The 17417-nt window shown below is 29.4% G+C and carries 12 protein-coding genes; 10 read left to right on the top strand and 2 right to left on the bottom strand.

Annotated elements, in window-relative coordinates:
* The first annotated feature begins 18 nt into the window (after nt 1–18).
* The 10 genes from OIF33_RS12860 to OIF33_RS12815 all read left to right on the top strand — a co-directional run bounded on the left by OIF33_RS12860 (nt 19) and on the right by OIF33_RS12815 (nt 13762).
* The gene (locus tag OIF33_RS12860; protein ID WP_322504662.1) at nt 19–1296 is read left to right on the top strand and encodes a PDZ domain-containing protein; all 1278 of its coding nucleotides are present in this window, start codon (nt 19–21) and stop codon (nt 1294–1296) included.
* An 89-nt stretch (nt 1297–1385) separates the two neighbouring features.
* The gene (gene uvrB, locus OIF33_RS12855) at nt 1386–3365 is read left to right on the top strand and encodes an excinuclease ABC subunit UvrB (RefSeq protein WP_322504661.1); all 1980 of its coding nucleotides are present in this window, start codon (nt 1386–1388) and stop codon (nt 3363–3365) included.
* A 504-nt stretch (nt 3366–3869) separates the two neighbouring features.
* Entirely contained in the window at nt 3870–4721 is an 852-nt protein-coding gene (locus OIF33_RS12850; protein WP_322504660.1) for a DegV family protein, read from the top strand.
* A 292-nt stretch (nt 4722–5013) separates the two neighbouring features.
* A complete protein-coding gene (locus OIF33_RS12845) occupies nt 5014–6018 on the top strand; it encodes an alpha/beta hydrolase (RefSeq protein ID WP_322504659.1) in 1005 nt (334 codons plus the stop codon).
* A gap of 233 nt (nt 6019–6251) precedes the next feature.
* Nucleotides 6252–7805 (top strand): MutS-related protein, encoded by a 1554-nt coding sequence (locus tag OIF33_RS12840; protein ID WP_322504704.1) that lies wholly within the window; start codon nt 6252–6254, stop codon nt 7803–7805.
* 14 nt (nt 7806–7819) lie between these two features.
* Nucleotides 7820–8506: a FadR/GntR family transcriptional regulator gene (locus tag OIF33_RS12835; RefSeq protein WP_322504658.1), complete on the top strand. Its 687-nt coding sequence runs from the start codon at nt 7820–7822 to the stop codon at nt 8504–8506.
* Between the two features lie 236 nt (nt 8507–8742).
* Nucleotides 8743–10266, top strand: a complete 1524-nt coding sequence (locus OIF33_RS12830; RefSeq protein WP_322504657.1) for an L-lactate permease — start codon at nt 8743–8745, stop codon at nt 10264–10266.
* A 99-nt stretch (nt 10267–10365) separates the two neighbouring features.
* Nucleotides 10366–11154 carry an electron transfer flavoprotein subunit beta/FixA family protein gene (locus tag OIF33_RS12825; protein WP_322504656.1) on the top strand — a complete coding sequence of 263 codons (789 nt, stop codon included), beginning with the start codon at nt 10366–10368 and terminating at the stop codon, nt 11152–11154.
* A 12-nt stretch (nt 11155–11166) separates the two neighbouring features.
* Entirely contained in the window at nt 11167–12360 is a 1194-nt protein-coding gene (locus OIF33_RS12820; RefSeq protein ID WP_322504655.1) for an electron transfer flavoprotein subunit alpha/FixB family protein, read from the top strand.
* A gap of 1 nt (nt 12361) precedes the next feature.
* Entirely contained in the window at nt 12362–13762 is a 1401-nt protein-coding gene (locus OIF33_RS12815; protein ID WP_322504654.1) for an FAD-binding oxidoreductase, read from the top strand.
* 297 nt (nt 13763–14059) lie between these two features.
* Here OIF33_RS12815 and OIF33_RS12810 read toward each other — a convergent pair whose 3' ends face one another.
* Together OIF33_RS12810 and OIF33_RS12805 are read right to left on the bottom strand one after the other, a co-directional pair.
* Nucleotides 14060–14458, bottom strand: coding sequence for an HsmA family protein (locus OIF33_RS12810; protein ID WP_322504653.1), 399 nt, complete (start codon nt 14456–14458; stop codon nt 14060–14062).
* 575 nt (nt 14459–15033) lie between these two features.
* Nucleotides 15034–17412 (bottom strand): ABC transporter permease, encoded by a 2379-nt coding sequence (locus tag OIF33_RS12805; RefSeq protein WP_322504652.1) that lies wholly within the window; start codon nt 17410–17412, stop codon nt 15034–15036.
* Between the last annotated feature and the right edge of the window lie 5 nt (nt 17413–17417).

Raw genomic sequence — 17417 nt, 5'->3', positions numbered from 1 at the left:
AATTTTGGAGGACTTAAAATGAATTTACTTATAGAAAATATAAGGGCAATATCATACGCATTAATAAGTCCTACCTTATCTTTAATGTTAATAGTAATAGCTATCTTATTCTATTTTAAAAATAGGAAAATAGCATTTATGCAAAAGTTAATGCTTGGGAGGAGCGTACAGTCTCCTCTTGAGATGACTTTATTACAAAGCTTAATGGGAATACTAGGTGGTGTAATAGCAAGTTTATTACTAAGTTTTTTAGGAGTAACTTTTGAAGATAGATCTTTAATAGACATTATTTTAACAGTATCAGTATTTTCTATTGTGTATAAAAATAGATTTATTAAAATACCATATATAGCCCCGGTATTAGGAGTAATAGGTGTCTTACTGAATAGTAATGCTGAATATTTGGGGAATGGCTTTAGTTTCTCTATTAATTTAACATCAATAATTGCATTGATAGGAGTATTTTCAATTGTTGAAGGAATCCTAACAATGATTGATGGAGATAAAGGATACTTGCCTATATTTACTCAAAAGGATGGAGAGCTTGTTGGTGGATTTAGTTTTAGACGATTTTGGGCATTACCTGTATGTCTTTTAGTTGTATTAGGAACTAATAGTGGGCTTTCAATAATCAATGAAGTTAAAGATTTTCCACAATGGTTACCATTTTTTTATGGAGAAAAAGCTCTTACTATAATGAGTATAACAGCCTTAGGAACTATAGCAGCGTATGGAGTAACTTCATATGAGTCATCTACATTTACTCAAAGTAAGAGAAGAAAGACTTTGAGTTCTGGATTATTTAACATTGTATATGGTATATTAGTTATAATATTAGCTTATTTATTAAGAGAAAATCTTGTTTTTACCATTATATTAATTGTTTTAGTTCCTTTACTATATGAATTAAGACTTAATATAGAAAGAAAACTAGAAGTTATGAGAGAACCATTATATTTTTCAAATAGTGAAGAGATATGTATTTTAGATGTACTTCCAAATTCTATTGCATATACAAAAGGATTGAGAAGTGGAGATAAAATAATCAAGGTTAATGGTGAAACTCCTAAAAATGAAAAAGAAGTCTTTATGGCAATAAAAAAGAATTTTTATGGAGTTGATCTTGAGATAAGAAAAAATAATGGAACTATTGAGAAGCATATTATTACAGGCGAAGATAGAGGTAAGTTATTTGGAGTAGTATTAGTTCCAAAAGGAGTATCTTTTGATAGGGAAATTGATGAGTTGTTAGAAAAACTTAGAAAAGCTAATAATGATGAAGAGGCAAAAAAATAAATAATGGTTTAATGTGGCTGTATCAAATATTTACATAATTAATTAAAAGTAAATTTGATACAGCCCTTTTATAGCAAGGAGGGAAAGTTATGGGAGAATTTAAAATACAATCAAAGTTTAAGCCTACTGGTGATCAACCTAAGGCAATAGATACTTTAGTAAAATCTATAGAAAGTGATAATAGAGGACAGACTCTTTTAGGAGTCACAGGATCAGGAAAGACTTTTACTATGGCAAATATCATAGAAAGAACTCAAAAGCCAACACTTATATTGGCACACAATAAGACTTTAGCAGCTCAACTTTGTGCTGAGTTTAAAGAATTTTTTCCAGATAATATAGTTGAATATTTTGTTTCATATTATGATTATTATCAACCAGAAGCATATGTGCCTCAAACAGATACTTTTATAGAGAAAGATGCATCTATTAATGATGAAATTGATAAGTTGCGTCACTCAGCTACATCAGCACTTTTAGAGAGAAGAGATGTAATAATAGTTGCCTCAGTATCATGTATATATGGACTAGGTAACCCAGAAGAATATAAGAAACTTACTCTTTCATTAAGACCCGGAATGGTTAAGGATAGAGATGAAGTTATTAAAAAACTTATAGAAATACAATACGAAAGAAACGATATAGACTTTGCCAGAGGAACCTTTAGAGTAAGAGGAGATAATTTAGATGTAATTCCTTCCTCTTCATCATCAAAGGGGATTAGGGTTGAGTTCTTTGGAGATGAAATAGATAGAATAAGAGAGTTTGATGTTTTAACAGGAAATATAATTGGAGAAAGACAACATGTGCTTATAACTCCAGCATCTCACTTTGCTGCTTCTCATGAAACACTAGAAAAATCAATAAGTATAATAGAAGATGAACTTGAAGACAGATTAAAGGTTCTTACAGCTGAGGATAAAATACTAGAGGCACAAAGACTTAAACAGAGAACAAACTATGATATAGAAATGATTAGAGAGATGGGATATTGTCAAGGAATAGAGAATTACTCAAGAATTTTAGATGGTAGAGCACCTGGAACTCCACCTCAAACCTTACTTGATTATTTCCCTGAAGATTTCTTAATGTTTATAGATGAAAGCCATGTTACATTACCTCAAGTTAGAGCTATGTACGCAGGGGATAGGTCAAGAAAAACATCTTTAGTTGATTTTGGTTTTAGATTACCTTGTGCTTTTGATAATAGACCTCTTAAATTTACTGAGTTTGAGAGTAAGATAAACCAAGTAGTTTTCGTAAGTGCAACTCCAGGAGACTATGAAATAGATCATTCTAAGACTGTGGCAGAACAAATAATAAGACCTACAGGACTTTTAGATCCTGTAATAGAGATAAGACCTATTCAAGGACAGATTGATGATCTTTATGGAGAAATCCAAAGAACTGTACAAAGAGGTTTTAGAGTTCTTATAACAACTCTTACAAAGAGAATGGCTGAGGATTTAACTAAGTATTTAAAAGACTTAAATGTTAAGGCTACATATATGCATTCAGATATAGATACATTAGAAAGAATGAAGATAATAAGAGAACTTAGGCTTGGAGAAGTTGATGTATTAATAGGAATTAACCTTTTAAGAGAGGGGTTAGATATACCAGAGGTTGCTTTAGTTGCTATATTAGATGCTGATAAGGAAGGATTCTTAAGATCTGAAACATCTTTAATACAGACTATAGGAAGAGCGGCTAGAAACTCTGAAAGTAAAGTAATAATGTATGCTGATAACATTACTAAGTCTATGAATAAGTCTATTAAAGAAACAGAAAGAAGAAGAGTTATTCAAATGGAATATAATGAAGAACATGGAATTACTCCAACTACTGTAATTAAGGGAGTAAGGGATATAATAGAGGCTACTAAGGTTTCAGAAGAAAAAGAAAGCTATGAAACTGAGGTTAAAAAAGCCGGTAAGAAAGATATTCCGATAGAAAAACTTATAGAACAATATGAAGAAGAAATGAAAGAAGCAGCTAAAAATCTTCAATTTGAAAGAGCCGCTGAGCTTAGAGATATAATAAAGGACTTAAAGAAAAATACTAAGTAAAATAAATTTTACTGCATGTAAAGTAAATCATAGGTCTATTTAGGTGGTAATTTTGATATTAGATCTATAAAAGTGAGTATTGAAATTGCTAACAATTAGTTAATTAGTATATTTCACGAAGGAATTACGTTGAATTTATCTAATAAAATAATTAGTATAGTGAAAAACGTTTTACAAATTTAAATTAAATGTTAAAATGAATAATAGATTGTTAGAACCAAGAAGTTAGTTCCTATGACATTTTATAGGAACTAGCTTATGGACTAGTATAAGAGTTGATAATTAAGAGAGGTAAGATTCTTCTCTTGATTAAATTTATCTAAGTGATTTATATAAACTTATAAGCTATATAATTAATAAACTAAGATAAAATATAATATAAAGAAAAAGCATAAATATATAAGTAATAGCACTATGTATAGTGATTAGTAATAGGATTTAATTTTGATATTATGGTTAAATCTAAAGAACTAAAAGAATGTGTTTAAGTTTTAGGAGGAATATATGGCTGTTAAAGTAATTACAGATAGTACTAGCTGCATACCAAAAGATTTAGCAGAAAAGTACGGAGTAGAGATAGTATCTTTAAGCGTTATAATGAATGGAAAAAGTTATAAGGAGGTAGACATAGATAGTGAAGCTTTTTATGACGAGCTAGCGAAATGTGATAAACTTCCAACTTCATCTCAACCATCAATAGATGAATTCTATAATGCTTTTGAGAAATTTGCTAAGGATGGTCATGATATAGTTGCAGCGTTTATATCATCTAAATTAAGTGGAACATATACAACATCACATATAATAAAAGATATGATTTTAGAAAAATATCCTGATGTTAAGATTGATCTTATAGATTCTCAAACTTCAGTAATGGCACTTGGAATCGGTGTATTAGAAGGAGCAAAGGCTGCTCAAGAAGGAAAAGATTTTGATGAAGTTTCAAAAATAGTTAGAAATACTATAAAAGAATCAGAGATTATATTTATTCCAGGTACTTTAGATAATCTTAAAAAAGGTGGAAGAATAGGTGGAGCTGCCGCATTATTTGGAAAAGTTCTAAAAATAAATCCAATATTAACAGTTAAAGAAGGTGCTGTTGTAGTAATGGATAAAGTTAGAACGAAGAAGAGAGCTATAGATAAGATTATAGACGTAGCTAGACATGATTTAAAAGAAAAAGGAATAAAGAAAGCAGTTGTATGTCATATATTAGCTGAAGACGAGGCTAAGGATTTAGCTAAGAGACTTAAAGATGAATTAGATTTAGATTCAATGATAGGTGAAATTAGTGCAGTTATAGGTGTACATGTTGGTGTTAAAAGTGTAGGAATAGCTTACGCTAGAGAATCTTAATATATAAGTAAAAGTAACTTTAGAAGCATATAAAAAAAAGATTTAGTTTGATAATAGAAAAACTCTGGTTAAAAGTCCAGAGTTTTTCTATTTCTATTTTTATTAATTTATGTTATTTTAAATATTAAAACTTCTCTTTGTATGGGGAGTAAATTTATAAAATCTTCTCAAAATAAAGAAATATCTTATTAAAACGTAACTTTTTTATAAAATTTAACAGTGAAACTTTTGATATGATTTTGAGTAATAAATAAATTAAAATTTATAGATTAATAGGTATTGGGGGAATAAGATGAAAAAATTTTTAAAGGTGATAGGAGTATTGTTTTTAAGTTTAATAATAGTAGTTGGAGCCTTAGCTTATTATTTTAGAGGACAAATAGGATTTTATATAAACATAGGAAAAGAATATGTAGCTTTAAAAGAAAATCCACCAAGTATAGATGAGTTAAAAAATATGAAAATGAGTGAAGATATGGATTTTAAAGATGTGGTTTATAAAGATACTAATGGAAAACCACAGGCTTTAGATATTTATGGGCCAGAAAAGAAGTTAAAGCATGGTTCACCAGTAATTCTATATGTTCATGGTGGGAGCTGGGTTTATGGAGATAAGGTAATTCCTGATGTTATAGCACCTCTTTTAGATTCTTTTAGAAAAGAAGGATATACTATAATAAGCGTAGGATATGAACTTGCTAGTAATAAGGTTGATTTCGATAAACAGGCATCAGATGTTAAGGATGCTATAAGATGGGTTTATAAAAACAAGGATACTTATGGATTTAATACAAATGAAATAGGAGTCATAGGGGCTTCTGCTGGAGCTCATTTATCTCTATTAGCAACATATAGTGAGGAGGATGAATTTGTTGATGACAAAGAACTTGCTAATTATCCATCAAAGGTTAAATATGTAGTAGATTTCTTTGGCCCAACAGAACTAGATACTTTAGATATGGGGATGGCATCATGGGATTTAAATAATTCTATAGCAAAAACAGAAAGTCAATTAAGAGGAAATCAAAGTATAGAAGAATACATGAATAAATATAGTCCAATAAATTATATTAAACCTAATTTACCTAGGACATTAATAGTTCATGGACGCCAAGATAAGTTAGTTCCTTACAGCAATTCTATTGACTTATATAATAAGAGTAAAGCTGAAGGAAATAACGTTCAAATCTTAACTTTAGAAAATAGTGGACATGACTTTTCACAAGTAGATGTAAATGAAGTGTTTGAATTAGGCTTTAAAGTTTTGAATTTCATACTTTTTAATACGAAGTTCTAAGTTTCTAAAAAAATAATAGAGAATAAGGCTTAGGGTAAGCAACTCTAGGCTTTATTTAATTATGTCTATAATAAAAGCAAATTTTAAATTGCAAGTAATTTCCCTTTTATTAGAAAAAACTATATAATTAAGACAATAAATTTTTTATGTTAATGAGGAGCTTTAAGATGAGTTATGAAAATGATAAAACCTTACTAATGTCTTTAAAAGAGCAGATTTTTCCAAGAGAAAGAATGTTAAGGTTAATAAGATATGATTATGCAGAGCCAATGGATAAAAAAAGAAATTTTAAGAACATAAGAAAATTATATGATATGAGCGAAAAAGGAGAATATCATATAGATGAACAAACTTGGCATGATTTAGATTTGGATAAGGTTTATTCAAAGTTAGATAGAAACTACAGCAGTGTAGGAGAAGCTGCACTTTATTCAATGCTTAGACATCCTTTGAATGATGAAAAAAAGTTGAATGATAGAAATAATACCATAGAGTATTTTAAAGAAAATGAAAAAGTAAGAACTAAGATTTTAGGAATATTTTTTGATTTAGGAATGGATAAGAAAAATAGTCTACTAGATATGATAGATGAGAAATTAATAGAATCTAATCAATTTAAGTACTATGCATATACAATACTAGGTAAGGTGTTACCAGCAATACTAATACTTACTGCTATATTCGTAGATATAAGAGCAATGCTTATATTTATGTTTTTAAGTTTTTTTAATATGTATTTAAATAGTAAAGAAAGAGAACATATTAAATCTAATGGATTAATTTATTTAAGAAAAGTAATTAAATCAGCTAAAAAAATAATGGCCATTAAAGATAAAGGCTTAGATAGCTTTAAAGAAGAAATAAATGAAAATTTAAATAAGTTAAAATCCATAGATAGAAATACTCAAATAATAGGCTTCGCTAATATGTGGGGGGGAGTATTTGAATTTATATCTTTATTATTTTTATTAGAAGAGGCAGCTTATTATAAAACTGCTGATGCTATAGAGAATAATAAAGTTTCAATTTTAAATCTCTATAGAGATTTAGGCAATATTGAGGCTATAATATCTGTTGGAAGCTATGAAGTAGAAGAAAAAGATAGAATTAATAAACCTAAATTTATAAAAGAGACTACATTAAGAATTAAAAATGGAATACATCCAATTATAGAAAATCCAGTAGCTAACTCAATAGGTATGAATAAGAGAGGAATTGTTCTTACAGGAACTAATATGTCAGGTAAATCTACTTTCTTAAGAATGTTAGGAGTAAATATGATCTTGGCTCAAACCTTTGATTTTGTTTTGGCAGAAAAATATGAAGCACCTATATTAAATATAGTAACTTCAATAAGTCCAAATGATGATTTAAGTAGTGGTAAGAGTTTTTACATGGCAGAGGCAGAGTCAATTTTAAGAATAATAAAGGCATTAGATAATGACTTACCAGTATTCTGTCCAATTGACGAAATATTTAGAGGAACAAATCCTATAGAGAGAATATCAGCTTCAGCTGAAATACTTACTTATATAAATAAGAAAAATAGTATATCTATAGTGGCTACTCATGATAGAGAATTAGTTGATATATTAAAGAATAATTATGAATTTTATTATTTTAGTGAAAGTGTTAATAGTAAAGAAGGTTTAAGCTTTGATTATAAGCTTAAAAAAGGAGTTTCTAAAACTAGAAATGCTATAAAATTATTAGATTATATAGGATATCCAAAGGATATAATAAAGAAAGCATATGAAAGATCAGAAAAGTTAGAAGGTTTTATTTAGAAAGGATTGTTAGGATGTTTAAACCAGTTAAAAACACGAAAGTTTATGAACAGGTTGTTGATCAAATAAAAGAAATGGTAAGAGTAGGACAAATAAAAAAAGGGGATAAACTTCCTACAGAGAGAGTTATGGCAGAGGAACTACAAGTAAGTAGAACTTCTATAAGAGAAGCTATGAGAGCACTAGAGGTTGTTGGATTAATAGAAAGTAGACAGGGTGCAGGAAATTATATAAGAGAAGAATTTGATGATGTATTATTAGAGCCGCTTTCTATAGTATTTATGCTTCAAAATGGAACTAATAAAGATATATTTGAACTAAGAGAAGTTCTAGAGTTATCAACTATATTTTTATCTGTAATGAGAATATCAGAAGAAGATTTGAAAAAACTTGGTGAACTTGTTGAGAGATTTAAAACATCTACTAATGAAGAAGAGAATGTTAGAATTGATAGCGAATTTCATAGCATTATTGTTAAGGGAGCAAATAATGTGCTTATAACAAATCTATTAGAAGGCGTTTCTGAATTAGTAGACAAATTTATAAGTGAAGGAAGAAGAGCTATTTTAAGCAATGAAAATAATAAGGGAAAATTATTAGATTTTCATGAAAAGATATATTTAGCTATAAAAAATAGAGATGCCTATTCTGCATATAAACATATGCAGGAGCATTTTGAATTAATAAAGGAAAATATTTAGTTATACAAACTTCATTTAAAATTAAAGTATTTTTTAATCTATTATAAGCTTATATAATAACTTGATAAATTGACTAAAATATCTAAAAGGTATATGGTTAATTTAGGGTATAAAAGAGAGGTTTGGTATACAAATTTTAATATGGCATATTATTTTAATATGCTATATTTTATAAAATAAAATTGGTCATACCAAATTGCTTGAATGGTATAAAGGTTATATGAGAGGTGAAAAAATTGAATACGTATCTTATGTTTTTCCTTGCTCTTATACCTATAATAATTCTAATTATAGGTCTTGGAGCTCTTAAAATCCCAGCTCATAAAATATGTCCAATAGCATTAATAATTACCATAATACTTTCCATACTTTTTTGGAAAATGCCAATACAAGATTCTTTAACGGCGGCTTTAGAAGGCATTGCCTTGGGAACTTGGCCAATAATGATAGTTATTATAGCTGCAGTATTTACTTATAACTTAGTTGTCCATACAAAAGCTATGGATGTTATAAAGTCAATGCTAACAGATGTTAGTGATGATAAAAGGATACTGGTTCTTATATTAGCATGGGGATTTGGTGGATTTTTAGAAGCTGTAGCTGGCTTTGGAACAGCTGTTGCAATTCCAGTTGGAATAATGGCTGCCCTTGGATTTAATCCTTTTTTTGCATGTGTTATTTGCCTAGTAGCTAATACAACTCCTACTGCCTTTGGAGCGATTGGCCTTCCGGTGATAACGTTATCTAATGTATCAGGAATTCCTATAAAGCCACTAAGTTATTATGTAGTAATACAATTATTTCTCTTTGTGGTGTTAATTCCTTTTGTATTGGTTGCTTTAACTGAGAAAAGTTTGAAAGGCATAAAAGGGGTATTTGGAATAACCTTAGCTTCTGGTCTTTCTTTTGGTATTGTACAAGTTATTGTAGCAAAATTTTTAGGACCTGAATTGCCAGCAGTTTTGGGATCAATAGTTTCTTTATTAGTCACAATTTTCATAGCAAAAAAATTCTATAAAAAAAGTGAAAATTTGAAGAATGAAGAAAAAATTGAGTTAAAAAAAGTGCTAATAGCATTTTCACCATTTATATTAATATTGGTAATAATAATTGGAGTTAGCCCATTATTTCCAAGCTTATATGACAAATTAAATGAAATAAAGACCTCAGTCAATATTTATACAGGAGTAGGGGCTAAACCATATACCTTTGTATGGATAACAACACCAGGGGTATTAATATTGATAGCCGCATTTATTGGAGGGTTTATACAAAGAGCTCCTTTTAAAGAAATGATTGAAATCTTGGGAAAGACAATGAAACAGATGGGTAAGTCCACCATAACAATACTTTCAATAATAGCCTTAGCAAAAGTAATGGGATATAGTGGCATGGTTGCATCCATAGCAACTGTTCTCGTCATGGTAACTGGTTCATTTTATGCTTTCATAGCACCTTTTATTGGAGCTTTAGGAACCTTTGTTACAGGAAGTGATACTTCTGCCAATGTTTTATTTGGTGAACTTCAAGCACAGGCTGCAAATTCTTTAGGAATAAGTCCAGCATGGTTAACAGCTGCTAATACTTGTGGAGCCACCGCTGGTAAGATGATATCTCCTCAAAGCATAGCTGTAGCAACAGCTGCCACAGGATTAGCTGGAAAAGAAGGAAAGATATTAAACTCTACATTAAAGGTATGTATAGTATATGTGATTTTATTAGGTGTAATAAGTTATGTAGGAAGCTTAATTTTCACATAGTTTTTTGAAAACGTTTATTAGAAAATTATATAATTTAAAGTCTCTATTTTAAATTAATAAACAATTAAATAGAGTTAGAAAGGGAATGGAGTGATTTTTATGAAGATTATGGTTTGTATCAAACAAGTTCCTGGTACTTCAAAGGTTGAAGTTGATGAAAAAACAGGAGTTTTAAAGAGAGATGGAGTAGATTCTAAAATGAATCCATATGATTTATATGCCTTGGAGACTGCGCTAAGGATAAAGGAGAAAAAAGGTGGAGATATAAAAGTTATAAGTATGGGACCACCACAAGCTAAGGCTGTAATAAAAGAGGCCTATTCCATGGGGGCTGATGAAGGAACTTTAGTTTCAGATAGAAAATTTGCTGGTGCCGATGTATTAGCAACTTCATATACATTATCTCAAGGAGTTAAAAAATGTGGAGACTTCGATATTATTCTTTGTGGTAAGCAAACCACTGATGGGGATACAGCACAGGTTGGTCCTGAAATGGCTGAATATTTAGGGATTCCTCATGTAGCTAATGTTAGAAGGATTTTAGATGTTAATGATGATTTTATTAAAGTTGAAATGGATATGCCTAATACAATAGAAGTTTTAGAAGTTAAATATCCTTGTCTTTTAACTGTGGATAAAGATATTTTTCAACCTAGATTACCTTCCTATAAAAAGAAAGTTGAAACCAATGAAAGAGAAATAAATGTAATATCTTTAAGTGATTTTGAAGATAAAGATGAGAAAAAATATGGATTAAATGGATCACCAACTCAGGTTGAGAGAATATTTCCACCAAGCAATAATGATAAACATGAAATTTGGATAGGTGATTCATCAGAGCTTAGTGAAAAGATGGAAGATAAATTAAGAGAGCTTAAGTTTATTTAGGAGGTAAGAATCATGGGAAGATTAGTAGTTCATCAAGATAAAATAGATGATGTAAATAGTGTAATAAAAATATGTCCTTTTGGAGCTATGGAAATAGTAGATGGTAAAGTTGAAATAAATGCAAGTTGTAGAATGTGTAAAGTTTGTGTTAGAAAAGGACCTAAAGGAGCTTTTGAGTTCGTAGAAGATGAGGACAAGGTTTTAGTAAACAAAGATGAATGGAATGGTATAGCAGTTTATGTTGATCATGTTAATGGAGAAATTCATCCAGTAACTTTAGAACTTATAGGAAAAGCTAGAGAACTTGCAGATAAGGTTAATCAAAAAGTATATTGTTTATTCATGGGGAATGGAATAAAAGACAAGGCTGGAGAGCTTTTACATTATGGAGTAGATGAAGTTATTGTATATGATTATAAAGAACTTGAAAACTTTAGAATAGAGCCATATACAGCTGTTTTTTATGACTTTATAAACAAGATTAAACCATGTTCAATATTAGTTGGTGCAACAACATTAGGTAGATCACTAGCTCCAAGAGTTGCAGCAAGATGTAGAACAGGTCTTACAGCAGACTGTACTATATTAGATATAAAAGAGAATACAGATTTAGTTCAAATAAGACCTGCCTTTGGTGGTAATATTATGGCACAAATAGTAACTCCAAATTCAAGACCTCAAATGGCAACAGTTAGATATAAGGTTATGTCTGCTCCAGAAAGAAATGAAGAATGTACTGGAGAGATTAAATACTTTGAAATAGAAAAAGATAAGTTAGAATCAAATATAGAGGTTAAAGAAATCAAACAAAAGGCTAAAGAACATAGCATATCAGATGCTGAGGTAATAGTTGTGGCAGGTAGAGGAGTTAAATCAGAAAAAGATTTAGAAATGATAAAGGAACTTGCTGATTTAGTAGGAGGAGAGCTTGCAGTTACAAGACCACTTATAGAATCAGGATGGGCTGATGCAAATAAACAAGTTGGGTTAAGTGGAAGAACAGTAAGACCAAAACTTATAATAACTTGTGGCGTTTCTGGAGCTATTCAATTTGTAGCAGGAATGAATAACTCAGATCATATATTTGCAATAAATAAAGATGAAAAAGCACCTATATTTAAGGTTGCTCACTATGGAATAGTTGGAGACATTTATGAGGTTGTTCCTAAGCTTATTGAGAAGATAAAAGGGGAAGGAGTGCTTTAATATGAACTACAATAAAATAAATAACAAGGGTATTGAATTTATAAAAGCAATAATAAATGATGATGAGAGAGTTTTTCTTGGAGAAGAAATAAATGAAGATTATTCCCATGATGAATTAGGTTCTGAAAGACATATGCCGGATATTGTTGTTAAGGCAATGGATAGAGATGAGATTGTAGCTATAATGAAGTATGCCAATGAAAATAATATTCCTGTAACAGTAAGAGGATCAGGTACAGGCCTTGTTGGAGCTGCAGTACCAATATTCGGAGGAATCCTTTTAGATTTAAGTGGAATGAATAAGATATTAGAATTAGATGAAAATAACTTAACTCTTACAGTTGAACCAGGAGTTCTTCTTATGGAAATAGCTAAGTTTGTTGAGGAGCATGACTTCTTCTATCCACCTGATCCAGGAGAAAAAACAGCAACTATAGGTGGTAATGTTAGCACAAATGCAGGAGGAATGAGAGCCGTTAAATACGGAGTAACAAGAGACTATGTAAGAGGTATGGAAGTTGTCCTTCCAAACGGAGAGGTTTTAGAACTAGGTGGAAAGGTTGTTAAAAATAGCTCAGGATATAGTTTGAAAGATTTAATGGTTGGTTCAGAAGGAACTTTAGGAATAATAACTAAGATAATTTTAAAACTTTTACCACTACCTAAAAAAGTAATAAGTTTATTAGTTCCATTTAAGAACTTAGAAAGTGCAATAGAAACAGTTCCTAAAATAATAAAATCAAAGAATGTACCTACAGCTATAGAGTTTATGCAAAGAGAGGTAATAATATCAGCAGAGGAATTCTTAGGGAAGAAATTTCCTGATAGCTCAGCAGATGCTTATTTAATATTAAGCTTTGATGGAAACTCTAAAGAAGAGGTTGAGGGTTACTATGAAAAAGTGGCTGATATATGTTTAAAAGAAGGAGCCTTAGATGTATTTATATCAGATACAGAGGAAAGACAGGAATCAATATGGTCAGCTAGAGGAGCTTTCTTAGAGGCTATAAAAGCTTCAACAAGTGAAATGGATGAGGTAGACGTTGTTGTACCAAGAAATAAGGTAGCCGAGTTTGTAAAATTCACTCATGAAGTAGAAAAAGACCTTAATATAAGAATAAGAAGTTTTGGACATGCCGGAGATGGAAACTTACACATTTATATATTAAGAGATGAATTATCAGAAGAAGAATGGAAGAAAAAGCTTAGTGAAGCTATGGAAATACTTTATAGAAAACAAAGAGAACTTAATGGACAAGTTTCAGGAGAACATGGTATAGGATTAGCTAAAAAACTATATTTAGATGAATCATTAAATAAAGCTACAATTGATATTATGAGAGGAATAAAATTGGCCTTTGATCCTAATAACATTTTAAACCCAGGTAAGGTTTGTGAGTAATAAAGATTATAATTAGCAATAAAAGACTCTGTTTTAGGTGAATGTTGATTTTTAGCTAGCCCTTCAGACCTAGCTTAATTTAGCAAAGTATTACTATCAACTGCTTCAGAATAATAGCTAAAGCTTTTAAACTCGCTACGCTCAAACAGAAAAAGCTTCTTAACGCTATTATTCTTACGCATATAATGCAATACTAACTGCTCATTAAGATGGTCTTACAGTTCTATCTAAAAATCAACACTAGTTTAAAACGAAGCCTTATAAAAAAATAAAGAGCCATAAATAGGCTCTTATTTTTTATGATGTCATTCCGATATACATACCTACGAAGTATGGGATAAGCCATATGAACCAAACTACTAAACTGAATTTGTGGAATATAGCTTTTGCTTTTTCACTACCTTTGTTTAGAACAATTGTTGCCCAAACAGCATGTATAAGCATTAAAATAATAGCAAGCATACCTGTTGATTGATGTATTAAAAGGTCTGTTGTAGTAATGCTAGTGTCAGTTCCGGATGCAACGATTCTACTCATTGTATATGTACCAAGAGTATCACATACTAAACCACACCAGAAGATTATTACATGTTTTTTCTTTAAGATACCTGCTCTGTGTTCACTCCAAACACCGATTGTGTAAAATATTAATGCTAATGTTATAAATATAATAGCGGGAATTAATAATTTAGGCATAAAAAAACCTTCTTTCTTAAATTAGAATAAAATTTTATAGCCTGTCCTTAAATTGAAGTTTTCATATATTAAAAAAAATCTTATATTATTGGTTTGTTTTAATATATGAAAATTACTAACTTTGATTGTGGACTAGGTTCATATTAATAATAACATATTTACAGAAAATTAATAGATATAACGAGAAAAATTATTAACAATTTGTTTAAAAATATTATTTTTTATTGTTTTATAGTTAGTTTATAAAGTTTAATTTGACTTATATTTAAAGAAATTGTCTTTTTAAAGAAGTTTAAGAAGAAAATGTAATTTATCTTATTTCCAAAAGAGTCGGGTCAATATGAGTATTGTATTAAATTTAAAAAGAACGATTTTACAGGGGATGAAATAGTAGAACTAGCCAGAAAAACTAAATTTAATGTTAGTTATGTTAAATGTAATAAAAAAGAAAAAAAGCTTGAGAATAAGCTGTGGAAATTAGAATAAGAATAATCCTGTTAAGTAGACTTAATAAAGTATTTTTAATAATGTCTATTTAACAGGATGAGTTTTACATTTTTTATAATTCTTTTAGTTTATTCTCTTTTTAATGTTTCTTGTAATGAGATTTTATTGATTTTTCTCTTAGCACTAAATGTTCCTAAATAGAAGATTATTAGAACTATTACAAAACCTAAAATGGCTTGTAGTAGACTAAGTTTCACAGGAAGTATCATGCCAAATTCAGAGGCTAGATATTTCATTCCAAAGTTCATGCTTACTATGGTTAATGGTAGTCCTATTAGGTAAGCAATTATTGTATATATCTTATAACTATCTAGAATCATTGAGTTAACCTCTTTTTTATTATATCCCATAACTTTTAGTAGAGAGATACTATAAGTATTATCTTCAATAGTTAGTGAAGTTAGGACAAACATTATTATTACTGCTATAAATACAGCACTTGCTATCATTGAGTATATTGAAACTCTAACAAAGCCTTGCATTGATTTACTTTGTTCAAGTATTATGTTTTTATTTACAACACTTACATAATCATTACTATTTAACTTTTCTTTTGAGAAAACTCCATTATAAAGATCGGAATTTTTTTCATCACTTATTAATTCACTAAGTTCTTTTCTAGAAATATAAAGCTTATCTCCAATATATTCATCAGTTTCTCCAACTATTTTTAAAGAATCTTCTTTATTTCTGATTTGAACTTTTATTGTATCTCCAACCTTTATTCCATTTTTAAGAGCAAAGCTACTAGTCATTACAATACCATCATCTAAATCCTTAGTAATATCCTTATTATCTTTATCATAAAGCTTATGAAGTTTATTATCTTCAGATAATCCAATTAAGGTTATCATTTCATCTTTATACAAAGCACTTGGATACTGTAGGAATTTTTCTTCTCCAGCACTAAGTTTAGGAAGTTCCTTAGTATTATCTATAAAGCCTTCATAATTATAACCAACTCTTTCATAATACTTAGTTCCAAGATTATTAAATACGCTACTCATCATTAAAGCCATAACTATTAAGATAGTTGAGAATAGCACTCCAAAGAAGAATACTAAGAATTTAGCTGTATTCTTAAAGATAAAAGAGTATTTAAATTTAGTTTTACCTTTAGCATTCTTAAGTATTTTATTTGTAAGTTTATTTAAGAACGAAACCTTGTTTGTTTCAGAGTTTCTAAGTAAATCTAATGCCTTTTTAGAAAGCATTTTTATTATTAATATTGAAGAAAGTCCTATGAAGAAGATTAATGGAACAATAATAGCTGTAAGAGCTACTACAAAATTACCTCTTATAGGAACTGATGGTAATAGGTAAAACATTAGGTACATGTTTTTTAGTGGTTCAGCAGCTAGCCATCCCCCTATATATCCTAAGATAAGCATAGGTAAAGACATTAATAGAATAAGCACTATGTAGGGCTTAGCTATTTTTTTGTTTTTATATCCTAAGGCCTTAAGAACACCAATCTGTCCTTTTTCTTCTCTTAAAATCTTATAAATAAGAATCGCAACAATTAATATGGCTATGGAGGATATAACTATACTTAATCCCATACTCATAGCTTTACCACCTTTAAGTTCTAGATATATTCCACCGCTTCTCATTTGATTTTGAGTCGATACAATGCTAGTTATGAAATTTAGATTACTTTTATCTTTATAAGTATCAACTATGTCAGTTTTAAACTTACTTTCATTCCATTCTCCTTTAGAAACTCCAGAAAAATGAAAGTTTTCGTCACCTTTTAACTCATCAAAGGCTTTATCTGTCATAATAATAAAGCTTTGAGTTTTATTATCTATAATAAGATCTGTACCTAGTAAAGGTAAGTTATAATCAGGAAGCAGTGAGAAACCAACTATTTTATATTTCTTACCATTTAAGTCTAAATAATCACCTATATTAAGATTATTATTTTTTGCATAGGTCTTATCAATAGTTATTTCATCATCTTTTTCAGCTTTCCTTCCTTCTTCGATATAAGTAAGGTTCATAGTAATTCCATTTTTGAAAACTCTTCCTTTATTTCCTTTTCCATTAAGAGTATAGTCGATGTCTTTGTAATCTCTAAGCTCTAATTCATAGCCATTATAGTCAGAAAGAAATTCTTCTTTTCTATTTTCTATTATTTCATTAAATAGATTTTCATCTAATCTTTTTATATCACTTAAGTAAAAACTCCCACTTAGTTCGGATACAAGGGAAGGATTGTTTTTAAGAAGATATTCCATTTCATTTTGAGTTAGTCCAGTATACATATCAATGGAGAAGTCTTCTAGCTTGCTTTCTTTAAAAAATTCTTCTGTAGGCTTTTTTAATCCATCTATGGCATATGCCATAACTGTATAAATAAATGAACTTATAAAGATAACTAATCCAATAGCTAAGATTTGAGCCCATTTTTTCTTGAAGGTTTTAAACACACTTTTATATAACATAGTAT

Origin of the sequence: Clostridium sp. LIBA-8841 (assembly GCF_034439435.1) — a bacterium.
Lineage (GTDB): Bacteria > Bacillota > Clostridia > Clostridiales > Clostridiaceae > Sarcina.
Note: the sequence above shows the minus strand (reverse complement) of the source record. Positions and strands in the feature narration are given on the sequence as shown.